At 66.0% G+C, this 21,525-nt stretch carries 21 protein-coding genes; 13 read left to right on the top strand and 8 right to left on the bottom strand.

Annotated elements, in window-relative coordinates; translation table 11 throughout:
* Positions 1-11 precede the first annotated feature (11 nt).
* From ACFR9U_RS18945 to ACFR9U_RS18930, 4 genes are all read left to right on the top strand, one after another.
* Positions 12-602, top strand: coding sequence for an NADPH-dependent FMN reductase (locus ACFR9U_RS18945; RefSeq protein WP_247378710.1), 591 nt, complete (start codon positions 12-14; stop codon positions 600-602).
* Positions 603-649: 47 nt separating this feature from the next.
* Entirely contained in the window at positions 650-1,261 is a 612-nt protein-coding gene (locus ACFR9U_RS18940; protein ID WP_247378709.1) for a YIP1 family protein, read from the top strand.
* 46 nt (positions 1,262-1,307) lie between these two features.
* Positions 1,308-1,571, top strand: a complete 264-nt coding sequence (locus ACFR9U_RS18935) for a hypothetical protein (protein WP_247378708.1) — start codon at positions 1,308-1,310, stop codon at positions 1,569-1,571.
* A gap of 106 nt (positions 1,572-1,677) precedes the next feature.
* The gene (locus ACFR9U_RS18930) at positions 1,678-3,795 is read left to right on the top strand and encodes a DHH family phosphoesterase (protein WP_247378707.1); all 2,118 of its coding nucleotides are present in this window, start codon (positions 1,678-1,680) and stop codon (positions 3,793-3,795) included.
* 30 nt (positions 3,796-3,825) lie between these two features.
* Here ACFR9U_RS18930 and ACFR9U_RS18925 read toward each other — a convergent pair whose 3' ends face one another.
* The gene (locus tag ACFR9U_RS18925; protein ID WP_247378706.1) at positions 3,826-4,173 is read right to left on the bottom strand and encodes a hypothetical protein; all 348 of its coding nucleotides are present in this window, start codon (positions 4,171-4,173) and stop codon (positions 3,826-3,828) included.
* A gap of 156 nt (positions 4,174-4,329) precedes the next feature.
* On the opposite strand from ACFR9U_RS18925, the gene ACFR9U_RS18920 reads away from it, so the two are divergent.
* From ACFR9U_RS18920 to ACFR9U_RS18910, 3 genes are all read left to right on the top strand, one after another.
* The gene (locus tag ACFR9U_RS18920) at positions 4,330-5,991 is read left to right on the top strand and encodes a tRNA uridine(34) 5-carboxymethylaminomethyl modification radical SAM/GNAT enzyme Elp3 (RefSeq protein ID WP_247378705.1); all 1,662 of its coding nucleotides are present in this window, start codon (positions 4,330-4,332) and stop codon (positions 5,989-5,991) included.
* 169 nt (positions 5,992-6,160) lie between these two features.
* Positions 6,161-6,916: an MBL fold metallo-hydrolase gene (locus tag ACFR9U_RS18915; RefSeq protein ID WP_247378704.1), complete on the top strand. Its 756-nt coding sequence runs from the start codon at positions 6,161-6,163 to the stop codon at positions 6,914-6,916.
* Positions 6,917-7,000: 84 nt separating this feature from the next.
* A complete protein-coding gene (locus ACFR9U_RS18910; RefSeq protein WP_247378703.1) occupies positions 7,001-8,041 on the top strand; it encodes an NAD(P)/FAD-dependent oxidoreductase in 1,041 nt (346 codons plus the stop codon).
* A 2-nt stretch (positions 8,042-8,043) separates the two neighbouring features.
* Here ACFR9U_RS18910 and ACFR9U_RS18905 read toward each other — a convergent pair whose 3' ends face one another.
* Positions 8,044-8,682 (bottom strand): DUF7979 domain-containing protein, encoded by a 639-nt coding sequence (locus ACFR9U_RS18905; protein WP_247378702.1) that lies wholly within the window; start codon positions 8,680-8,682, stop codon positions 8,044-8,046.
* 84 nt (positions 8,683-8,766) lie between these two features.
* On the opposite strand from ACFR9U_RS18905, the gene rqcH reads away from it, so the two are divergent.
* A complete protein-coding gene (gene rqcH, locus ACFR9U_RS18900) occupies positions 8,767-10,947 on the top strand; it encodes a ribosome rescue protein RqcH (RefSeq protein ID WP_247378701.1) in 2,181 nt (726 codons plus the stop codon).
* Position 10,948: 1 nt separating this feature from the next.
* On the opposite strand, the gene ACFR9U_RS18895 is transcribed toward rqcH, so the two are convergent.
* A complete protein-coding gene (locus ACFR9U_RS18895) occupies positions 10,949-11,176 on the bottom strand; it encodes a DUF7385 family protein (RefSeq protein WP_247378700.1) in 228 nt (75 codons plus the stop codon).
* Positions 11,177-11,309: 133 nt separating this feature from the next.
* Here ACFR9U_RS18895 and ACFR9U_RS18890 point away from each other — a divergent pair, with 133 nt between their 5' ends.
* Together ACFR9U_RS18890 and ACFR9U_RS18885 are read left to right on the top strand one after the other, a co-directional pair.
* Complete coding sequence (locus ACFR9U_RS18890) at positions 11,310-12,320, top strand: nicotinate-nucleotide--dimethylbenzimidazole phosphoribosyltransferase (RefSeq protein WP_247378699.1); 1,011 nt, start codon at positions 11,310-11,312, stop codon at positions 12,318-12,320.
* A complete protein-coding gene (locus tag ACFR9U_RS18885; RefSeq protein ID WP_247378698.1) occupies positions 12,317-13,624 on the top strand; it encodes a cobyrinic acid a,c-diamide synthase in 1,308 nt (435 codons plus the stop codon). Before ACFR9U_RS18890 ends, ACFR9U_RS18885 begins: the two co-directional genes overlap by 4 nt.
* 3 nt (positions 13,625-13,627) lie before the next feature.
* On the opposite strand, the gene ACFR9U_RS18880 is transcribed toward ACFR9U_RS18885, so the two are convergent.
* Positions 13,628-14,452 (bottom strand): alpha/beta fold hydrolase, encoded by an 825-nt coding sequence (locus tag ACFR9U_RS18880; protein WP_247378697.1) that lies wholly within the window; start codon positions 14,450-14,452, stop codon positions 13,628-13,630.
* Between the two features lie 169 nt (positions 14,453-14,621).
* Here ACFR9U_RS18880 and dacZ point away from each other — a divergent pair, with 169 nt between their 5' ends.
* Both dacZ and ACFR9U_RS18870 read left to right on the top strand, forming a co-directional pair.
* Positions 14,622-15,434 (top strand): diadenylate cyclase DacZ, encoded by an 813-nt coding sequence (gene dacZ / locus ACFR9U_RS18875; protein WP_247378696.1) that lies wholly within the window; start codon positions 14,622-14,624, stop codon positions 15,432-15,434.
* A gap of 2 nt (positions 15,435-15,436) precedes the next feature.
* Positions 15,437-16,213: a mechanosensitive ion channel domain-containing protein gene (locus ACFR9U_RS18870; RefSeq protein WP_247378695.1), complete on the top strand. Its 777-nt coding sequence runs from the start codon at positions 15,437-15,439 to the stop codon at positions 16,211-16,213.
* Positions 16,214-16,412: 199 nt separating this feature from the next.
* Here ACFR9U_RS18870 and ACFR9U_RS18865 read toward each other — a convergent pair whose 3' ends face one another.
* On the bottom strand, positions 16,413-16,913 hold the full coding sequence (locus ACFR9U_RS18865; protein ID WP_247378694.1) for an acyltransferase: 501 nt from the start codon (positions 16,911-16,913) through the stop codon (positions 16,413-16,415).
* 40 nt (positions 16,914-16,953) lie between these two features.
* Positions 16,954-18,243 (bottom strand): phosphoribosylamine--glycine ligase, encoded by a 1,290-nt coding sequence (gene purD, locus ACFR9U_RS18860; protein WP_247378693.1) that lies wholly within the window; start codon positions 18,241-18,243, stop codon positions 16,954-16,956.
* A 107-nt stretch (positions 18,244-18,350) separates the two neighbouring features.
* On the opposite strand from purD, the gene ACFR9U_RS18855 reads away from it, so the two are divergent.
* Positions 18,351-20,525: a thioredoxin domain-containing protein gene (locus ACFR9U_RS18855; protein ID WP_247378692.1), complete on the top strand. Its 2,175-nt coding sequence runs from the start codon at positions 18,351-18,353 to the stop codon at positions 20,523-20,525.
* A gap of 65 nt (positions 20,526-20,590) precedes the next feature.
* On the opposite strand, the gene ACFR9U_RS18850 is transcribed toward ACFR9U_RS18855, so the two are convergent.
* On the bottom strand, positions 20,591-20,998 hold the full coding sequence (locus tag ACFR9U_RS18850) for a TlpA family protein disulfide reductase (protein WP_247378691.1): 408 nt from the start codon (positions 20,996-20,998) through the stop codon (positions 20,591-20,593).
* 72 nt (positions 20,999-21,070) lie between these two features.
* The gene (locus tag ACFR9U_RS18845; RefSeq protein WP_247378690.1) at positions 21,071-21,523 is read right to left on the bottom strand and encodes a DUF488 domain-containing protein; all 453 of its coding nucleotides are present in this window, start codon (positions 21,521-21,523) and stop codon (positions 21,071-21,073) included.
* Positions 21,524-21,525 lie beyond the last annotated feature (2 nt).

Genomic DNA, 21,525 nt, shown 5'->3' with positions numbered 1-21,525 from the left:
ACGCACGAACTATGACAGAGACGCACGTCGTCGCGATCTGCGGGAGTCTCCGAGACGAGAGCCACACGCGCAAAGCGCTCACGCACGCGCTCGACGCGGCAGCGCGAGCTGACGCGACGACTGAACTGCTGGACCTTCGCGAGTGGGACCTCCCGGTGTTCGACGCCGACGAGGGGGAGGCCGGCGATGCCCTCGAGTTCACCCGTCGGGTCCGCGAGGCCGACGCGATCCTGCTCGGCACGCCGATGTATCACGGCTCGTACTCGGCCCCGCTGAAGAACGCGCTGGACTACTGCGGGTTCGACGAGTTCGAGAACAAAACCGTGGGCCTGCTCGTCGTCGCTGGCGGGAATTTCCCCATCACTGCGCTGGAACACCTTCGATCCGTGTGTCGCGCGCTCGACGCCTGGGTCCTTCCGCACCAGGCTGCGATTCCCCGTGCATCGGCTGCGTTCGAGGGCGAGGGCGACGACTGGGACTGGACCGACGAGGAGACTGCAGAGCGCGTCGCTGTTCTCGGACGGGACGTCGTGCAGTACGCCAACATCGAACCGGAACCGCCCTGCCTCGAGAGCACCGAGAACGTCGGGGCAGACGACTAGCGACCGAACCCGCAATCGTCAAACCCCGACCGTCCGTAGCGACTGCTGTGACACAGTGGGTCGAGAACCCGACAGGTGGTCGCGACAGGGGACCGGTCGCCGTCGCCCGGGCGTGGCTCGAAGTCCTCGTCCGACCACGACGGTTCTTTCGGGCGGGCGTCGCGCCGGGCGATCAGGCCCCGGGCCTGGTGTTCGCCGCTGCGGTCGTGCTCGTCGAGGAAGCGACCAGGATGACGTTGGTCAGCGGCGCGTACCCGACCTTCGGCGGTCAACCGCTCGCCTCGAAAGCTCTCGGCCTCGCGATGGCGGTCGTGCTCGTCATGCCCGCCACGCTGCACCTGACGGCCGCACTCCAGACGGTCATCCTGATCGGCGGCGCCCCCGACCGGGCGGGCGTCAGCGAGACCGTCCAGGTGCTCTCGTACGCGATTGCGCCCTGCATCTTCGCCGGGCCGCCGATCCCTGAACTACGGTTGGTCTGTACGCTGTACGGGACGGTGCTGCTCGTCGTCGGCACGAGCGTCGTCCACAACGTCAGTCTCGGCCGTGCCGCGGTGCTGGGAGCCGTCCCCGCGGCGATCGTTTTCGGCTACGGGTTCCGCGGGTTCGCAGCTGCGGGGGATCTCCTGGCGGCGGCCGGCGTCTCGCTGCCGTTGTGAGCCAGCTACCACGACGCTTTAGCCCCGGCGTGCTGTAGGCAGCGACATGCTGACCCTGCAACTCGACGAGTTCATGGTCGAACTCAAGGACGGGGCGATCAAGAACGTCGGCGCGTCGAACAAGGCCGCGACGACGAAGCTGTACGACGTCGAGTCGGTGGACGTCCGCGAGTTCGGCGACGAACAGGTCAAACTCGCCTTCGCCGACGACGAGGGCAACGAGGTCGAGATCGCGCTGTTCCCCGACCAGGCCTCCGAAGTCGCTCGCGGCATCGAGATGCTCGAAGACGAAGGCGACGTGTTCGAGTGACTGCCGAATCCGGCCGTTGGATCGGCCGCACAGCGACGAATCGAGTCGTCGCAATATGCGCCGCGTTTCGACAACCGTTTTAGGCCGGGTCTATTTTCACACGCTAATGGGAAGCTGTATCATTTGCGGAACGTCCGTTGACGGCCACATCTGCGACACGCATCAACAGGACGTCGTCTTCGAGTTTCGAGGCACGAGTGCAGACCAGCTGACGCCGGGGCGGTTCTACCGCGGCACGGTCGACGGCTACGCCGAATTCGGTGTCTTCATCGACATCGGCGATCGGGTGACCGGGTTGCTCCACCGGAGCGAACTCGACCAGCGACTCGAGAGCCTCGAGTGGGAGTCCGGAGACGACGTGTACGTGCAGGTGAAGAACGTGCGGGACAACGGGAACATCGACCTCGGCTGGTCGATCCGCCAGTCCGAGCGCGAGTTCCGCGGCACGCTCATCGACGACCCCGAAAACGATCACGCCGTCCTCGCCGAGAACGAAGGCGACGAGACGACGGGCGACCAGGACGAGACCGACGAGGCTCCCGTCCGTCACGAGGTCGGCGGCGTCGCCGACGAATCGGCCGACGAAGACCAGCGGACGGCCGGCGAAACCGGCGGAGCAGCCGCTGACGATGCCGACGAAGCCGACGAGGCGACCGAACCCGTCGAAAGCGGCGGCGGTGGCGGTGCGGCCGTCGTCGAGGAACAGACCGCGACCGGCGATCTCGATCAGGTCGCGGTCGCGACGCTCGAAGAGCACGTCGGCGAGGACGTGCGCATCGAAGGCGAGATCGCGGACATCCGCCAGACGAGCGGGCCGACCGTGTTCGAGATCCGCGACGAGTCCGCGGCCGTCGATTGCGCTGCCTTCGAGGAAGCCGGCGTTCGCGCCTATCCGCACGTCGAAGACGGCGACATCGTCCGACTCGACGGTGAGGTCCGCCGCCGCCGCGGCGAGCTCCAGGTCGAGACGGAAGCGCTCGTGGTCCTCGAAGACGACGAGCGCGACACGGTCACCGAGCGGATGGCAGACGCGCTGACCGAGCGCGCCCGCCCGGACGACGTCGAACCCCTCGCCGCCGACGCTGCCGTCGACGCGGTCCTCGACGAGGTTCGCGAGGCCGCGACCGCGATCCGACGTGCGATCCTCGAAGACCGCCCGGTCGTCGTTCGCCACAACGCGACCGCGGACGGCTACGTCGGTGGCGTGGCGCTCGAGCGCGCCGCGCTGCCGCTCATCCGCGAGCAGCACGGCGCAGCCGACGCCGAGTACCACTACTTCGACCGCCGTCCGCTCGAAGACGGGGTCTACGACATGGAAGACGCCACGAACGACGTGACGGGAATGCTCGACAACCGCGAGCGCCACGACGAGAAACTCCCGCTGTTCGTGTTCGTCGCCGCCGGTGCCACCCGCGAATCCATCGACGGCTTCGATCTGCTCTCGGTGTACGGCGCCGACCGCGTCGTCATCGACGCCGCCGAGGCAGACGGCGAAGTCGTCGACGCCGTTTCGACGACCGTCTCCCCGTCGCTGGCCGACAGCGACGAGCGGACGACCGCGAGCGCGCTGGCAGCGAACGTCGCCGCCCACGTCAACGAAGACGTGCGCGCCGACCTGGGTCACCTTCCCGCCGTGAGCTTCTGGGAGAACACGCCCGAGGCGTACGTCACGGCAGCCGAGGACGCGGGCTACGACGCCGACGCGGTTCGCGAGATCCGCGAGGCCATCACGCTGGAAGCGTTCTACCAGTCCTACGAGGACAAGCGCGAACTCATCGCGGACCTGTTGTTCCCCGAGAACGAGGACGACCGCGGGCTGGCCGGCCACGTCAGCGAGCAGTTCCGTCAGAAGCTCGACGCCGAGATCGAAACGGCTGAAGCCAACCTCGAACGGCGCACGGTCGACGGCGTCGACGTGCTGGTTCTCGACACGGACGCGTTCGCACACCGCTACGAGTTCCCGCCGACGAATCTCCTGCTGGACGAACTGTTCCGGCAGCACCGCGACGACGTGTCCGTCGTCGTCGGCCTCGCGTCGGACGAACTCTCCCTCCGGAGCGACGCCGACCTGGACGTTCGCGCCGTCGCAGAGACCGCGGCGCAGGACGCCAGTGAAGCCGGAATCGCCGCGAAAAGCGCCCGCGACGGCTGTCTGGAGTTCCTTTCGGGCGAGCGCGACGCAGTGCTCGACGCGGTGCTCGACGCCGTGGCTGCCCAGCTCTGAGCAGGAACCGAGCCGCGAGCGTTCGCAGCGTTATACTGATTTCTTCGAGACGGAGTACTCACCGCTGGCAGCGTCGAGTCTGAACGTCCGACTGCCCTTTTCGGAGCCGATGACGAGGTTCGCCCGCGAGATTTCGTAGTGGTTGACCATCGCGAGCTCGATCTCTTCGCGGATGGTGTCGAACCGGAGCGTCTGCCGGCCGTTCGCGTAGTAGACGCCGACGCGCATCGACGACCGGTTCGAGGTCGGCTCGAACGAACAGAACAGCGTCGCCTCGTCGGCGTCGTCGATCTCGCCGTTCGCGCGGGTTGCCAGGTCCCGCATGTCTGATTTGAACGATGCTCGGAGCGTCCCGTCGTCGTCCCAGATAGCCTCCATGGACTCGCCTCTGTTCTCTCGTCCTAGTGAGCCGCGGGAAATATAGCTATCGTCGTCTGCTGACACGTCGGGCCACTGTCGACAGGCGATCGACACGGACACTGGCCGAGACGACACGCTTATTCGCCCGAGTAGACGATAGGGAGACAACTGCGAATGAGTACAGAGACGTCCGACCCGACGGAGACGGAGGCCTTCGAGCAGGTCTGTCAGGAACTCGTCGACCGCATCCTGGCCGGCGAACTCGAACGCGACGAGGTCGAGAAGACCAAGCTACAGGTCTGTTCGGAGTACTCCTCGCCGAAGGTGCCGAAGAACTCCGAGATTCTGGATTTCGCGCCGCTCGAACGCCGCGAAGAACTCGAAGAAGTCCTCCAGCGCAAGCCGGTTCGGACGGCGTCGGGCGTCTCGCCGATCGCTATCATGACTTCGCCCGAGCGGTGCCCACACGGGAAGTGTCTCTACTGTCCCGGCGGCCCCGACTCGGAGTTCTCCTCCGCGCAGAGTTACACCGGCCACGAGCCAGCGGCCGCGCGCGGGAAACAGAACGACTACGACCCGTACGGGCAGGTCACGCTCCGGCTGGAACAGTTGCGAGAGATCGGCCATCCGGTCGACAAGGCCGAACTCATCCTGATGGGCGGGACGATGACCGCCCGCAGCCACGATTACCAGGAGTGGTTCGTCAAGCGCGCCATCGAGGCGATGAACGACTACGACGTGAACGGCCAGCCCGAACCCGCCGAGGGCGAGAGCTTCGCCGAGGACCCCGACGAGTACGAGTTCCGCTACCTCGAGGACGTCGTCACCGAGAACGAGACGGCGGACGTGCGCAACGTCGCCACCACGTTCGAGACCAAGCCAGACTGGTGTGACCCCGAGCAGATCGACCGGATGCTGAGATTGGGGGGGACGAAGGTCGAGGTCGGCGTCCAGACGACCTACGAGCGGATCAACCGCGAGATGCACCGCGGCCACGGCGTGCAGGACTCGATCGACGCCAACCGCCGCCTCCGCGACTCGGGGTTCAAGGTCGGCTTCCACATGATGCCCGGCCAGCCCGGCATGTCAGAGGAGATGTGTCTGGAGGACTTCCGGCGCATCTTCTCGGACCCGGACTGGCGGCCCGATTACCTCAAGATCTACCCGACGCTCATCGTCGAGGGGACGGCCACCTACGACATGTGGCACCGGGACGACTACGAGCCGCTGGGCAACGAGCAGGCCGCCGAACTCGTCGCCGAGATCAAGTCGATGATCCCCAAGTACACGCGCCTCCAGCGCGTCCAGCGCGACATCCCGGCCGACTTCATCGAAGCGGGGGTCTGGAAGTCCAACCTCCGACAGCTCGCCCGGAAGAAGATGGACGAGCACGGCTGGACCTGCGACTGCATCCGCTGTCGCGAGGTCGGGATGAACGACGAGGACCCCGAACAGATCGAACTCGACGTCGTGGAGTACGAGGCCGGCGGCGGCCGCGAGCACTTCATCAGCTTCGAGGACCCCGAGAAGGACCTCCTCGTCGGCTTCTGCCGGCTCCGGTTCCCAAACGATCCGGTGCGCCGGGAACTCGACGACGCCGCGCTCGTCCGGGAACTCCACGTCTACGGCAGCCAAGTCGGCGTCGGCCAGCAGAGCGAAGACGACCAGCACCAGCACCGTGGCTACGGTCGCCGGCTCTTGGAGAAAGCCGAAGAACTCGCCATCGAAGGCGGCTACGAGAAGCTGGCCGTCCTCTCCGGTATCGGCGTCCGGGAGTACTACCGAAAGAAGCTCGGCTACAAGCAGGACGGGCCGTACGTGAGCAAGCGGTTGTAGTCGGTGCGGTTGCTGAGCAAGCTCTCGTACCGCGAGCGACCAGCGGGAGCGAGCGGCAGTTTTGATCGAGCTTTTGCGAGGAGTGGTGTATGAACACCGTGAGCACACCCGACGAAGTAAAAGGTGGGGGCGCGTGACTTTTCTCCGCTGAACCCCTAGATCTGGTCCAATGGCCCAACAGTTGGCAGACGGCGTGTGGTTGCTGGACCTCGGGTTGGTCCCGCCGCTGGCGACCAACGCCTACCTCGTCGACGATACCGGCGGGTCTCGCTCCGGCACTCGGGGGACGGCAGTGGACGGCGGAACGGGGACAGAGAGCGACGCTGGCGTCACGCTCGTCGACGCCGGACTGTTCTGGAACCTCCAGTCCATCAGGGACGAACTGGCGGCTGCAGGCTACGCGATCGGTGACATCGACCGCGTCCTCCTGACGCACTACGACCTGGATCACACGACCGGTTTGAATCGCATCGCCGACGAGTTGACGGCGCCGGTGTATCTCGGGAGCGACGACGCCCGCATGGTCGACGGCGACCACGATCCCGACGCGTTCCATCACAAGGGACTCTTCCATCGGATCGCTCGCAAAGTCGCGCCGCTCCCGGACGGACTGACGGTCGAACCCGTCGAGGACGGCGATCGCGTCGGACGGTTCACGGCACACCACACGCCCGGTCACAACCCGGGGCATACTGCGTACGTCCACGACGACGGAGCGGCGTTCCTCGGGGACCTCGTCTGGGAAGAGGACGGCGAACTGACGCCGCCGTTCTGGCTGGATTCGTACGACATGCGCGAACTCCGCGAGAGCATTCGTCGCTTCGGCGACCGAGCGGACGACTTCGAGGTGGCCTGTATGGGTCACGGGACGCCGATGACGAGCGGTGGCGGCGTGGCCATGGAGCGGCTGATCGAACAGCTCTGAGACCCGGTCCGAGATGGTGGCCGGTCGCGTACCAACTGCCCACGGGTCGGAAGTTTTCTCACTGTCGGGGTCGACCTACGAGCTATGACTGACGAGGTGGCGATCGTCGGGGCCGGGGCGGCAGGGGCCGGCGCGGCGTACGCGCTGCGAGACGCGAACGTCGATCTCACGGTGTTCGAGAAGAGCCAGGGCGTCTCCGGTCGCGCGGCGACGCGTCGGAAGAACGGCTGTACCTACGACCACGGCGCGAACTACGTCAAATCCGACGACGATCGCGTGTCGACCCTCCTCACCGAGGTGCTCGACGACGACGGGCTCGTCGACATCGAGGAGCCGATCTGGACGTTCGACGGCGACGGGGAGATTTCGGAGGGTCGCGACGCCGACGAACACAAGTGGTCCTACGAGACGGGGATCACCCAACTCGGAAAGCGGCTGTTCGCCGAAACCGATGCGGCGATCGAACACGGGGTTCGCGTCGCCGAACCCGTCCGCGAAGACGACGGCTGGCGACTTCGCGACGACGGTGGGTCGGACCTCGGCGCGTTCGATGCGGTCCTCCTGACGCCCCCGGCGCCCCAGACCTCGGACCTGTTCGGATCGGCGAACTGGGAGCACCGCCTCTGCCGCGAACTCCGCCGGAGGATTGCGACCGTTCCGTACCGGACGATCATTTCGGCCGTCCTGCACTACCCGTTCGAGATCGACCTGCCGTACTACGGGCTGGTGAACTCGGACAAGGACCACGACGTCGGGTGGCTCTCGCGCGAGGACTGCAAGGACGGACACGTCCCCGACGGCGAGAGCCTGTTGGTCGTCCAGATGGCCCACGACTGGTCGGTCGAACACCACGACGTCTCGGAGACGGAACTCACCGATGCAGTCTCGGACATGGTGGCAGACCTGCTCGACGACGCCGATCTCGCCGCCCCCGACTGGACCGACGCCCAGTTCTGGCGATACGCGCAACCCGAAGGCGCTATCGAGGACGACGTGCTGGAGAAAGGGGCCAGTCACGACCTTTATTTCGCAGGGGACTGGGTCACCGGCGAGGCTCGCGTCCACGCCGCGCTCCGCTGCGGACTGGAGACGGGAGAGCGGATGAGCGAGCGATTCGGCGGGTAATGTTAGTCCGCCTGCCAGTATCCTAGCATCCGCCAGAGAACCAGCCCACCGGCTCCCGCGATGCCGGCGAGCGCAATCCCGGAGACCGCATCGAACCACCCGTCCTCGAGGAACCGTCTCGCATCGACCATTCCGACAGCAAGGATAGCTACCGCGACGACGAGATACAGCGCGAGCACGACATCTCCCCACTGTTTTCGGGTGCGGCCGATGAAGGCGAGGCCAGCGACGGTCGTCGAGATCCCGTAGACGAAGAGCACGAGGGGGAGAATATATGCGCTCACAGGTGTCGAACTCCCGTGCATCTGCATCAGATATCGTGATTCCTCGTAGACGACGACTCTGCCCGGGGTCTTCCCCACGGCGTCGGTGATGTTAACCACTCGCTCGAACTCCGGTGGAACGTTCTCGGCCCCTTCGACGGTGGCTGATCCGTTGTTTTCCAGCGCACGTCTGAACACTCGCTGTGTCGGCGCAGAGAGATTCGCGTAGCTCACGGTCTCGTAGTCGGTCGGTTCGCTGACTCGCTCCACGTCGACGGGATACTTCTCGGGAGCGTCGGTGTCGAACAGCACCGGTGGTCCGACGATTGTCACCAGCCCGACGAGAACGACGAGGACGGGAAGGTATTGGTTACGCAATATGTTTCGAACGGGGAGGAGGGACCGATAAGTGCTTTCGGGGGCGAACGACACCCTCTTTGCACGCCCGCTGAACCCTGGAACATGGACCGAAAGCGGGAACTCACCAGCGTCGACCTCGCGGCGCTGACCGGCGAGTTGGGGCGCTACGAGGGGGCGAAAGTCGACAAGGCCTATCTCTACGACGACGGCCTTCTCCGACTGAAGTGTCGCGATTTCGACCGTGGCCGTCTCGAACTCCTCGTCGACGTGGGCGAGACGAAACACGTGCGCGTCGCTGCCCAGGAGAACGTCCCGGACGCCCCTGGCCGACCGCCGAACTTCGCGATGATGCTCCGAAACCGTCTCTCCGGTGCCGATTTCGTCGGTGCCGAGCAGTACGAATTCGACCGGATCGTCGAGTTCCACTTCGAGCGCGAGGACCAGGACACGACCATCGTCGCGGAGCTGTTCGGCGACGGAAACGTCGCGGTGCTGGACACCAACGGCGAAGTGGTCGATTGCCTGGAAACCGTCCGGCTCAAGTCCCGCACCGTCGCGCCGGGCTCTCAGTACGAGTTCCCGTCCGCTCGCTTCAACCCGCTCACCGCCGACTACGAGGCGTTCGCCGCCCGGATGGCCGACTCCGACACCGACGTGGTCCGGACGCTCGCGACCCAACTGGACTTCGGCGGCTTCTGGGGTGAGGAAATCTGCACTCGCGCCGGCGTCGAGAAGACGAAAGACATCGCCGACGCCGACGAGTCAGACTACGAGGAACTGTTCCGGGTCGTCGAGGACCTACGGGAGCGCATCAGTCGGGCGGATCTGGACCCGCGCGTCTACTACGCCGAGGACGACGACGGCGACGACGGCGACGACGGCGACGACGGCGACGACGGCGATGACGACCGCGGCCCGCGCATCGACGTGACGCCAGTGCCGATGGAGGAGTACGCCGACCGGCCGAGCGAGGCGTTCGACACGTTCACCGAAGCGCTGGACGACTACTACACCAACTACGCGGCCGACGAGCGCAAAGCCGCCGGCGAGGACGAGAGCACCGGCGGCGGCCGCCAGCGCCCGGACTTCGAGGCCGAGATCGAGAAGAAACAGCGTATCATCCAGCAACAGGAGTCCGCCATCGAGGACTTCGAGGCCGACGCCGAGGCAGAACGTGAGAAGGCGGAACTGCTGTACGCGAACTACGACCTCGTCGACGACATCATCTCGACGGTGCAGGGTGCGCGTGCGGAAGACGTGCCCTGGGACGACATCGAAGCGAAGTTCGAACAGGGTGCCGAGCAGGGCATCCCTGCGGCCGAGGCGGTTCAGGGCGTGGACGGCAGCCAGGGGACGGTCACCATCGAACTCGGCGAGCACCGCGTCACCGTCGACACGACGATGGGCGTCGAGAAGAACGCTGATCAGCGCTACACCGAGGCAAAGCGCATCGAGGAGAAAAAGGAGGGCGCACAAGCGGCTATCGAGGACCAGCGCGAGGAACTGGACGAGATCAAACAGCGCCGCGAGGAGTGGGAACGGGAAGACGCGGGTGAGCAACCGGCCGAGGAAGCGGACGAACAGGAGGAGATCGACTGGCTCTCCAAGGCCTCGATCCCGGTCCGCCAATCCGAACACTGGTACGAGGAGTACCGGTGGTTCCGCACGAGCGACGACTTCCTCGTCATCGGCGGGCGCAACGCCGACCAGAACGAGGAACTCGTCAAGAAGTACATGGACCGCGGCGACAAGTTCCTCCACGCGCAGGCCCACGGTGGCCCTGTCACGATTCTCAAAGCCACCGGCCCCAGCGAACCCTCGAAGGACATCGACTTCCCGCAGTCGACGCTCGACGAGGCCGCGCAGTTCGCCCTCGCGTACTCCTCGGTCTGGAAGGAAGGGAAGTTCGCCGACGACGTGTACATGGTCGATCCCGACCAGGTCTCGAAGACGCCCGAGAGCGGCGAGTTCCTCGAAAAAGGCGGGTTCGCCGTCCGCGGCGACCGCGAGTACTTCCGGGACGTCGCGGCCGAAGTCGCGGTGGGCATTCGCTGTGAACCGGACACGCGCGTCATCGGCGGGCCGCCCACGGCCATCGAACCGGACACGGAGACGAGCATCCGCGTCGAACCGGGCCAGTACGCGCAAAACGACATCGCGAAGATGCTCTACCGGGAGTTGAAGGGTCGATTCGCCGACGAGACGTTCGTCCGGAATGTCGCCAGTCCCGACCGCATCCAGGAGTTCCTGCCGCCGGGCGGCAGCCGAATGATCGACGACTGAGCTAGTGCTTGTGCGTGAATAGGAGGGGGTTGCCCTCGTGGGTAGCAGTACAGAGGTCCATCGCGAAGTCGAGTTCGAGCGAGTTGTACTCGTCTTTGCAGACGATCAGGTTGTCGAACGACTGCTCGCAGGCGGGACAGGCGATGCCGACTGTGTTCTGGTAGATGCTGACCGAATCGCTCTCCTGACGCGGCGTCAGCGATGACACCAGTTCGTCGTAATCTTCCATACCCTAGTGGGGTCTCCGGGCGAGTATAAATCAAACGACGAAACACGTCACCGACCGGCGAGCGCATGAATTAAAGTCGGGTTGTGCTAATCCAACGAACATGGAACACAGTCGAGCGACGGAGGGCCGATAGATGCGGCTGCTACTGGTCGCAGGGACGACCGAGACGGCTGCGATCGAGGGAATCAGTGCTGCTGGGGCGGACCCGGAGGCGATGGTTCACACGCCGAGCGCCGACGCGGAAATCGTCGCGTATGGCGAGCCGATCCGGGCACCGGTCGTGCCGGTCAGTCCGACCGGGTGTCCGACGCCGGCGGTCGTCACGCGAGCCGTCAAAGAACTGCTCAACCTGGACGTGACCGTCGTCGACGGGGGGCTCGCGGAGCCGACGGGTGCGCCCACCGTGACCGTCGGCGCACGACCGGGCGGAGACGTCCGCGAAGACGACCCGGTGCCGACGGCACAGGGAGTCGTGGCGGCCGCCCGGCAGTTCGGCCAGGCGATCCCGGACGACGAGGTGTACCTCGCTGAGACCATCCCCGGCGGCACCACGACGGCGCTGGGTCTCCTGCGAGCGCTCGGCGAGGAGGCGACCGTCTCCTCGTCGCTCCCGGAGAACCCGCTCGAACTGAAAGAAGACGTCGTCGCCGAGGGCCTGGAGACGAGCGGCGTCGAGCCTGGCGGAGCAGCTGGGAACCCCGGCGTCGCCCTGCGACGGATGGGAGACCCCGTGCTGGCGACGGTGACGGGGCTGATCCGCGGGTTGACCGAAACCGGGACGGCAGTCACGCTGGCCGGTGGCACGCAGTTGTTGGCTGCTGCTGCGGCCGCACGCCACTACGGCGTCGAGGGGCCGATCTCGCTAGCGACGACGTCCTTCGTTGCGGACGACGACGCCATCGACTTCCGGGACGCCGCGGCCACGCTCGACGTCGAACCGACGGTGACCGACCCGGGCTTCGAAGCGGTGGAGCATCCCGCCACGAACGCCTACGTCGCCGGCGAGGCCAAGGAAGGCGTCGGTATGGGTGGTGCGCTGGCGCTGGCCGACCAGACGCAGGTCCCGATGGCCGACGTGCGCGATCGAATCTTGTCAGTGTACGATCGGTTGCTCGACGCGGGCGAAGCGGAGCCAACGCCGTGAAGGGGATCGTCCTCGCCGGCACGAGATCGGGCGTCGGGAAGACCGTCGCGACGCTGGCGACGATTCGCGCACTGCAGGACGCGGGCCACGCCGTCCAGCCCGCGAAAGCCGGCCCGGATTTCATCGACCCGAGCCACCACGCGGTCGTCGCCGACGCGCCCTCTCGCACGCTCGACCTGTGGCTCGAAGGCAGCGACGGGCTTCGCCGCAACTACCATCGGGGTACCGGGGACGTTTGCGTCGTCGAGGGCGTCATGGGTCTGTACGACGGCGACTGCTCCAGTACGGCGATGGTCGCCGAAGCGCTCGACCTCCCCGTCGTCCTCGTGGTCGACGCGAAAGCCGGGATGGAGAGCGTTGCCGCGACCGCGCTGGGATTCCGCGAGTACGCGACTGCTATCGACCGAGAGATCGACGTGGCCGGCGTCATCGCCCAGCGCGCCCACGGCGGCCGCCACGCCGACGGCATCAGAGACGCGCTCCCCGACGACCTGGCGTATCTCGGTCGGGTTCCCCCGACCGCCGACCTGGAGATTCCGGACCGCCACCTCGGGCTCCACATGGGTGCGGAGTCACCGCTGGACGACGAGACACTCGCTGCAGCCAGCGAAAACCTTCACGTGGATCAGCTATTCGAGGTTGCGCGAGCGCCACCGAAACCTGAACTGGAGCGGGACCAGTCAGCAGACGCCGGCGACGGCCGCGTTGCCGTCGCAGACGATGCGGCGTTCTGCTTTCGCTACCCAGCCACGATCGAACGGCTTCGGGCCGCCGCCGACGTGGTGACGTTCGCGCCGACTGCCGGTGACGACCTACCGGAGTGCGACGGTGTTTACCTCCCGGGCGGCTATCCCGAACTCCACGTCGATGCGTTGGCTGACAGTCCCGCGCTCGACACCATCGGTGAGCGAGCCGCTGACGGCTTGCCGGTGTTCGGCGAATGCGGCGGCCTGATGGCGCTCTGTCGGTCACTGACGACCGCCGACGGAGAGCGCGGCGAGATGGCCGGCGTGCTGCCGGCCGACGTCGAGATGCACGACCGCTACCAGGCGCTCGACCACGTCGAACTGCGCGCCACGCGCGGCACGCTCACTTCAGCGTCGGGCGAGACGCTCCGCGGCCACGAGTTCCACTACAGCAGTGCAAACGTCGACCGAGACGCTCGATTCGCCTTCGAGGTCGAGCGTGGCGACGGCATCGTGGACGGACAGGACGGTCTGACCGAGTACCAGACGCTCGGCACGTACGCGCACGTCCACGCAGAAAGCGGGGCATTCGATCGGTTTCTCGATGCCGTCCGGTAGGAATCAGTACACGTCGGCGAGGAACGACCGGATCGCGTCGTTGACCGGTTCGGGGTTCTCTAGATTCGACGAGTGGCCGGCTTCGGGAATCGTGACCCGGCGAGCGTTCGGCAACTGGTCGACCATCGGTTCCGTCATCTCCGGCTCGATGGAGATGTCCTCTTCACCGTGGACGATGAGGACCGGCACCTCGATCTCGTCCAGTCGGTCTTCGACGCCCGGCCGGTGGAGCCAGGATTTGACCTCGTCGTACACCGCCTCGCCAGGGTAGGTGAGCCACCGGTCTTTCCAGTGGTCGACGAGGTCGGTCCGTTCCTCGATAGAAGTCCGACCGAAGAGGAGATTCGAGACGATCTCGGCCATCTGCTCGGGCACCTCGTTGGTGGCCTTCGTCTTCTCGACCATCTCCTCGTACTGCTCCTGGTCGTCCTCGGAGTGGGGTTTCGCCATGCTGTCGATGAGAACGATGCCTTCGAGGGCATCGGGATACCGCAGTGCGAAGCGGAGCGCCATGAACCCGCCCATCGACATGCCCCCGAGGACGGCGGAGTCGATGCCCTTCGCGTCCATCAGCGTTCGGCAGTCGTCGGCCAGGTCGTCCAGGTCGTAGGGGCCTTGCCAGTTGTCCGTCCGGGCGCGATTGTTGTAGGTCACGACGCGGTAGTCGTCTGCCAGCGCGTCGAGTTGGGGCTGGAACATCGTCCAGTCCATCAACGTCCCGTGGCTGAGCACGAGCGGTGGCCCCTCGCCGCGGTCGACGGAGAGCGTTTCTGTCCGATGACGGTACATCTCGGTCGCGGGGGCCGGATCGTCAGGGTGAGTCACCATGTCACACCAGATGGACGCGTGCTATTTATAGTTACGAGCCGGTTCGCCCTGAATAGTACTCGTTTTTCGTCTTAGTTCGGGTGGTTCCTTCGCCGAACGTGTGACAGAGGTGAGACGTCCGCAAGACGCCGCCGCAAAGCTTTTTCGTGCTAGTTGGGTTGATAGAACAATGAGTAACCTGCGTGACCTCCTCGGGGATATCGTCGCAGACGTCGATGCAATCTTTTTGTTCTCTCCGAGTTCGTCGTTCTATCAGGATTTCGCAGACGTAGAGGACACGCTGGTGGTGGTCGTCGCCGAGGAAAACAGCGTCGGGGCCGACGAGTTCGTCGAGTTGCCCCTGGAGTTCAACGACGTGGCCAGTCGCGTCAGGTTCGGCGTCGAGGGCGCGCTGGACACGGACCTGATCGACGAGGGTGCCGAAATCGCCTGTGCGACCAAAACCTTCGACGAGGACATCGACACCGTGATGCGAGTCAAGGCGAACAACTTCTCGCCGTCCGGCGTCTACGGCCTGTTTACCGACTCGCGCGCCGAACCAGCGGTGATCAAGGCCGTCCTCGAAGTCGCGATCGAACTGGGCAAGAAAGGCCAGAAAGGCAAGCCGGTCGGCGCGCTGTTCGTCGTTGGCGACGCCGGAAAGGTGATGAACAAGTCGCGCCCGCTCTCGTACAATCCCTTCGAGAAGTCCCACGTTCACGTCGGCGACCCCATCGTGAACGTGATGCTGAAGGAGTTTTCGCGGCTCGACGGCGCGTTCGTCATCTCCGACTCCGGGAAGATCGTCTCGGCGTACCGCTACCTCGAACCGTCGGCCGAGGGCGTCGACATCCCCAAAGGACTCGGTGCGAGACACATGGCCGCGGGCGCGATCACGCGGGACACGAACGCGATCGCGGTCGTCCTGAGCGAAAGTGACGGCCTGGTGCGCGCTTTCAAAGGTGGTGAGCTGATCCTCGAACTCGACCCGGAGGAGTACTGACGATGTTCCTCGACGGTCTCTCCCAGTACGTGACGACTTCTCGGTTCTTGCTCGCCAGTGCGATCTTCGTCGTCGGACTGGTCATTGGCTACACCGTCAGTCGGCTGGCGCGCCGCGTGCTGGAGGCCTTCGGCCTCTCCGAGACCGTCGAAGGCACGGCGTTCGAGCGAACCGCCCGCGGCCTGGGCACCTCGACGGTGGGCGTCCTCTCGCAGATCGTCGCCCTCGCGATCTACATCAGCGGTGCCCTGGCGGCCCTCCAGATCGCCGAACTGCTGGACACCTACACGTTCTGGACGTCGATCGCCACGTTCCTCCCGCAGGTGTTCATCGCGGCCCTGGCTGTCATCGTCGGGCTGGTCATCGGCGAGAAGGCGGGTCTCCTGGTCAGCGAGCGACTCCGGGGCGTCAAACTCCCGGAAGTCGGCGTGATCCCGACGCTGGTCAAGTACAGCGTCTTCTACATCGCGGCGCTCATCGCACTGAGCCAGCTCGGCGTCGCGACCAACGCCCTGCTCGTGATGCTCGCGGCGTACGTGTTCGGCGTCGTGTTCCTCGGCGGACTGGCGTTCAAGGACCTGCTCGCCGCCGGCGCCGCGGGCGTGTACCTGCTGTTGAACGAACCCTACAGCATCGGTGACGAGATCCGCGTCCAGGACAACACCGGCATCGTCCAGGAGGTCGACCTGTTCGTCACCCACATCGAGAACGACGGCGAGGAGTACATCATCCCGAATCAACGGGTGTTCCAGAACGGCATCGTCCGAGTTCGTGACTGACCACCGTTTTCTCCGGCGGGTTCGCCCCGCGAACCGCTCTCTGCTCACCGGCCGAAGGTCCGTTCGCAGACAGAGGGACCGTCGGTCCCTCGCTGCTCGAAAAGCGTGAAAAAGCGCGAGCTCGCTACTGCTCGGTCGCGTGACCCGTCTCGCACGTTCAGCGCGCTCGACGGATGCTAGCCGTGGAAAACTGAGGCACCTACACTTCTTCGGCCGGCACGCCAGCCACAGTCGTCTCGGGCGGCACGTCTTCGGTCACGAGCGAGTTCGCCGCGACCTGGGCGCCCTCGCCGATCTCGACGCCCGGAAGGACGATCGCTCCAGCGCCGATCATCGCGCGCTCGCCGACGATCACCTCGCCCGTGCGGTACTCGTCCTGGAGGAACTCGTGGCAGAGCAGCGTCACGTCGTAGCCGATGATCGCGTGGTCCTCGACGGTGACCAGTTCCGGCCAGAACACGTCGGGCGTCGACTCTAATCCCCACGACACCCCCTCGCCGACCGTGACGCCGATCCGGCGGAGCAACCAGCTCTTTAGTCGCAGACTCGGGGCGATCCGCGCCAGGACGATGACGGCGTAGTTGAGACAGACGACGAGCGGGTTGCGCGCCTCTAGCCAGTGCTGGAGGGAGTTCAGCGGTCCCGGGGTCGCGTGGGCTGTCGTGCGGTCGTGTCGGTGTTGCTCCTCTGAGTCTGGCACTATCCGCACAGATGACGGCCGAAAATAAAAAACGAACTGCCTAGTCGCGCAGTTCGTCCATGTGGTCGATCCGCTGCTGGACGAGGTCGGGCTTGCCGATGTCGTGGCGGACGCGGAGGCCCTCGGTGCCTGCCTCCTGGAGCGCGTTCTCGGCGATCTCCTCTGCGTCCGTGATGGTTTCGGCGACGCCCACCACGGCGAACGAGCGCGACGTGGTGGTGTAGATGCCGTCGTCGCGCTCGTCGACACTGGCGTAGAAGAGGATGGCGTCACCGGCGCTGTCTTCGTCGATCTGGACCTTTGCACCCGACTCGGGGTCGGTCGGATACCCGTCCGGCACGGCGTACTTACAGACCGTGGCCTTCGGCTCGAAGGAGAGTTTCGGAAGGTCGTCGCCGTCGCGGGCAGCGGTCAGCACGTCGAGGAAGTCCGTCGTGAGGACCGGCAGCGTGTTCATCGCCTCGGGGTCACCGAAGCGGGCGTTGAACTCGACGACCTTGATCCCGTCGGCGGTGAGCATGAACTGCCCGTAGAGGACGCCCTTGTAGCCCTCCAGCGCGTCGACGACGGCCTCCATGACCTCGACGGCGTCGTGATAGTCCTCTTCGGTCATGAACGGGAGTTCCAGCGACGCGTCGCTGTAACTGCCCATCCCGCCGGTGTTGGGCCCCTCGTCGCCCTCGTAGGCGCGCTTGTGGTCCTGGACGGCCGGGGTGACCCGCAGTTGCCCGTTGGCGACGAACCCCTGAACGGTGAACTCCTCGCCGATGAGACGCTCTTCGAGCACGATGCGCTCGTGGTCGGACTCGCGGATGTACTCCTTTGCCTCCGCAGCGTCCACCTGGTCGCCCATGACGCGAACGCCCTTCCCGCCGGTGAGGCCCGCGGGCTTGACGACGAGGTCGCCGTCGTACTCGTCGATGTAGTCGCAGGCGGCCTCGGCGTCGCGGAACTCCTCGAAGTCCGGGCAGCCGGGGATGTCGTGTTCGGCCATGAACCGGCGCTGGAAGCCCTTGTCCGTCTCGATGCGAGCCTCGTCTTCCTGCGGCCCGAAGGCGTAGATGCCGGCGTCGTCGAGAGCGTCGGCGACGCCAGCGGCGAGCGGTGCCTCGGGGCCGACGACGGCCAGGTCGGCGTCGACCTCCTCGGCGTAGGAGACGACGGCGGTCGGGTTCGTCGTCTCGAGCGTCTCGAAGCCCGCCGCGACGGTCGCGATGCCGGGGTTGCGGTTGCCGGCACAGGCGTACAGGTCGGCGTCCGAGTCGGCCAGCGCGCGGGCGATGGCGTGTTCGCGGCCACCACCACCTACCAGCAGCACTGTCTCTGTCATACGCGAAAGCGCGAGCCACGGTCACGTAAGCGTTGCCATAAACCACCGCCTGCGCCTCTCGTTCCCAGTGTCCCGGGCTTTTGTGTGCTCGTACCGAACGCCACGATATGACCGACGGCCCGCCCCCGACCGAGCGCAACCGACTCGACGAGGAGGAGAGCCCCTACCTCCGTCAGCACGCCGACAACCCCGTCAACTGGCAACCCTGGGACGACGCCGCGCTGATGGCCGCCCAGGCGCGAGACGTCCCGATCTTCCTCTCGATCGGCTACTCGGCCTGTCACTGGTGTCACGTGATGGAAGACGAGTCCTTCGAGGACGAGGAGATCGCCCGCCAACTCAACGAACACTTCGTTCCCATCAAAGTCGACCGCGAGGAGCGCCCGGACGTCGACAGCATCTATCAGACGATCTGCCAGATGACCAGCGGCCGCGGCGGCTGGCCGCTCTCCGCGTGGCTCACCCCCGAGGGGAAACCGTTCTTCGTCGGGACGTACTTCCCGAAGGAACCGAAACGCGGCCAGCCCGGCTTCGGCGACCTCCTGGACAGGATTCACCGGAGCTGGGAGACCGACCGCGACGAACTCGAAGACCGGGCAGAGCAGTGGACTCAGGCCGTCAAGGGTGAACTCGAGGAGACGCCCGACCCGGCCGACGAGGCCCCGGACGAGACGATGCTCGACGCCGCCGCACAGGCTGCAGTTCGTGGTGCCGACCGCCAGGACGGTGGCTGGGGCCGCGGCCCGAAGTTCCCCCAAACCGGCCGCATTCACATCCTCCTGCGCGCCCACGAGCGGACGGGGCGGGACGACTACCGCGACGTGGCCGAAGAAGCGCTCGACGCGATGGTCGACGGCGGCCTCTACGACCACGCGGGCGGCGGCTTCCACCGCTACTGCACCGACCGGGACTGGACCGTCCCGCACTTCGAGAAGATGCTGTACGACAACGCCGAAATCACTCGCGCGCTGCTGGCAGGCTACCAGGCCCTCGGAACTGAGCGCTACCGCGAGGTCGCCCGCGAGACGTTCGCGTTCGTCGAGCGCGAGTTGACCCACGAGGACGGTGGCTTCTTCAGCACCCTCGACGCCCAGAGCGAAGGCGAAGCTGGAGCGGACGAGGAGGGCGCCTTCTACGTCTGGACGCCCGGTGAAGTCCACGACGCGGTGGCCGACCAGACGGACGCCGACCTGTTCTGTGACCGCTTCGGCGTCACCGAATCCGGCAACTTCGAGGGCCAGACCGTGTTGACCGTCGCGGCGGGCATCTCGGAACTCGCTGAGGACTACGACGTGGACGAATCCGAGGTCGAAGACCGACTCGAAACCGCTCGGGAACAGGTGTTCGAGGCCCGCGCCGAGCGCCCCCGCCCGGCCCGCGACGAGAAGGTCCTGGCGAGCTGGAACGGCCTGATGATCTCGGCGTTCGCGGAGGGCGCGCTCGTGATTGGCGACAGCGAGGGACGAAGTCCCTCGGGCAATCGGCCGCAGGCCGATAACGACGGTCTCGCCGAAACTGGCGCGGACGCGCTCGCATTCGTCCGCGAGCAACTCTGGGACGCCGACGCGGGCCGGCTCTCCCGTCGATACAAAGACGGGGACGTGAAAGTCGACGGCTACCTCGAAGACTACGCGTTCCTGGCTCGCGGCGCCTTCGACCTCTATCAGGCGACCGGCGACGTCGACCACCTCGGGTTCGCCCTGGACCTCGCGCGGACCATCGAGGCGGACTTCTGGGACGAGGACGCCGGCACCCTCTACTTCACGCCCGCGGACGGTGAGGACCTGGTCGCACGCCCGCAGGAACTCAACGACCAGTCGACGCCGTCGAGCGCCGGGGTCGCAGCGGAGTTGTTACTCGCGCTCGACCACTTCGTCCCCCGTGAGGGCTTCGCGGAGATCGCGGAACAGGTGCTCGAAACCCACGGCGGCTCGATCGAGTCGAACCCGCTGCAGCACGCGTCGCTGGTGCTCGCCGCGGACCAGTACGCCAGCGGTGCGCGCGAGTTGACGGTCGCCGCCGATGGACTCCCCGACGCCTGGCGTGCGGCCGTCGGTGACAGCTACGTCCCGGGTCGGGTCCTCTCGGTGCGTCCGCCGACCGACGAACTGTTGCAGGACTGGCTCGACAGCCTGCATCTCGACGCGGCCCCGCCGATCTGGGCTGACCGGGAACGGCGAGACGGCGAACCGACCGTCTACGCCTGTCAGCAGTTCACCTGCTCGCCACCGCGGCACGAAATCGACGCGGCGCTGGACTGGTTCGACGGCACCGAAGACTGATCCACTAGCCCTCGTTGTGGCTCTGGGCCGCAACTGGATCACACAGAAAAACGAACGCCGATCGATCAGGCGTCGAGGTCAGCCGCTTCGAGCTGGTTTGCCAGGTACACCGCGATCGGGACGTCTTCGCTCTCGACGAACCGCGCGAGTTCCTCGCCGGTGTCGGCCCGTTCGACGACGACCGTCGGGATGTACTCGATGCCGTAGTCGTCGACGCCGGGGCCGGTTTTCGAGCCGTCGTCTTCTTTCTCTGTCGGGTAGTGCTCGACGTTCGCGTCGGGGACCTCCGCGGCTTCCAGGGCTGCACCGAACGCCGGCAACTGGGAGCGACAGTCCTTGCACCAGTCGCCGCCCCAGACTTTGAACACGAGGTCGTCGGCGTGTTCGGCGAGCGTGTCGACCGTGTCCTCGTAGCTCGCTGCGTCCCAGACAGGGTCCGGTTCCATCGTCGTGAGGTGTCCGTCCTCGGTCATGAGCGACCGTTGGCCGGCCACCGGCTTAATCGTCCGGTTTCGGACAGGCGTCGCGGCCCGACGGGCGACGAGTTACGCGTGCAGTCGCGCCCTGAGTTCCTCGATCAGCATGTGGCGGTGACAGCGTTTGTTCTCGCCCTCGAAACAGACGAGGACGACCGTCGTTCCGCCCTCGGCTGCCGTGACGAGGTCGTCGAGAGTTTCCTGGGCCGCAGACGAGTCGGCGAGGTGGTCTCGATACCGCTCGTCGAAGTCACACTCCTCCCAGGCGGCGTTGTGCGCGCCTTCGTCACACATTCCCTGCATCTTGAGGTCCTCGTGGCGCTGTTTGACCTCGTCGAGTAACTGCTCTGGCGGCCCCAGTTCCGGGCGGTTCTCGTCGACCGTCGCCCGGAACCAGCCGGGCGGCCGGCGGACGACGCCGACGACGCTGGCGTCGTCCTCGACCTCTACGAGCTCGTGCTGGAGTGCTGCGGCGTAGGTTTCTCTGATAGCCGCAGAGTTCCGAGCTTCGTCGGTGGTCATAG

This window comes from Halorientalis brevis (genome assembly GCF_042678165.1).
Lineage (GTDB): Archaea > Halobacteriota > Halobacteria > Halobacteriales > Haloarculaceae > Halorientalis > Halorientalis brevis.
This window is presented reverse-complemented; position numbering and strand designations above follow the sequence as displayed.

Coding starts and splice junctions, on each gene's coding strand:
- ACFR9U_RS18930 (WP_247378707.1), top strand. CDS start 1,678: ATGGGAAGCTGTATCATTTGCGGAACGTCCGTTGACGGCCACATCTGC.
- ACFR9U_RS18890 (WP_247378699.1), top strand. CDS start 11,310: ATGCGGCTGCTACTGGTCGCAGGGACGACCGAGACGGCTGCGATCGAG.
- ACFR9U_RS18855 (WP_247378692.1), top strand. CDS start 18,351: ATGACCGACGGCCCGCCCCCGACCGAGCGCAACCGACTCGACGAGGAG.
- ACFR9U_RS18895 (WP_247378700.1), bottom strand. CDS start 11,176: ATGGAAGATTACGACGAACTGGTGTCATCGCTGACGCCGCGTCAGGAG.
- ACFR9U_RS18925 (WP_247378706.1), bottom strand. CDS start 4,173: ATGGAGGCTATCTGGGACGACGACGGGACGCTCCGAGCATCGTTCAAA.
- ACFR9U_RS18870 (WP_247378695.1), top strand. CDS start 15,437: ATGTTCCTCGACGGTCTCTCCCAGTACGTGACGACTTCTCGGTTCTTG.
- ACFR9U_RS18845 (WP_247378690.1), bottom strand. CDS start 21,523: ATGACCACCGACGAAGCTCGGAACTCTGCGGCTATCAGAGAAACCTAC.
- ACFR9U_RS18910 (WP_247378703.1), top strand. CDS start 7,001: ATGACTGACGAGGTGGCGATCGTCGGGGCCGGGGCGGCAGGGGCCGGC.
- ACFR9U_RS18945 (WP_247378710.1), top strand. CDS start 12: ATGACAGAGACGCACGTCGTCGCGATCTGCGGGAGTCTCCGAGACGAG.
- ACFR9U_RS18850 (WP_247378691.1), bottom strand. CDS start 20,998: ATGACCGAGGACGGACACCTCACGACGATGGAACCGGACCCTGTCTGG.
- dacZ (WP_247378696.1), top strand. CDS start 14,622: ATGAGTAACCTGCGTGACCTCCTCGGGGATATCGTCGCAGACGTCGAT.
- ACFR9U_RS18935 (WP_247378708.1), top strand. CDS start 1,308: ATGCTGACCCTGCAACTCGACGAGTTCATGGTCGAACTCAAGGACGGG.
- ACFR9U_RS18920 (WP_247378705.1), top strand. CDS start 4,330: ATGAGTACAGAGACGTCCGACCCGACGGAGACGGAGGCCTTCGAGCAG.
- rqcH (WP_247378701.1), top strand. CDS start 8,767: ATGGACCGAAAGCGGGAACTCACCAGCGTCGACCTCGCGGCGCTGACC.
- purD (WP_247378693.1), bottom strand. CDS start 18,243: ATGACAGAGACAGTGCTGCTGGTAGGTGGTGGTGGCCGCGAACACGCC.
- ACFR9U_RS18915 (WP_247378704.1), top strand. CDS start 6,161: ATGGCCCAACAGTTGGCAGACGGCGTGTGGTTGCTGGACCTCGGGTTG.
- ACFR9U_RS18880 (WP_247378697.1), bottom strand. CDS start 14,452: ATGGTGACTCACCCTGACGATCCGGCCCCCGCGACCGAGATGTACCGT.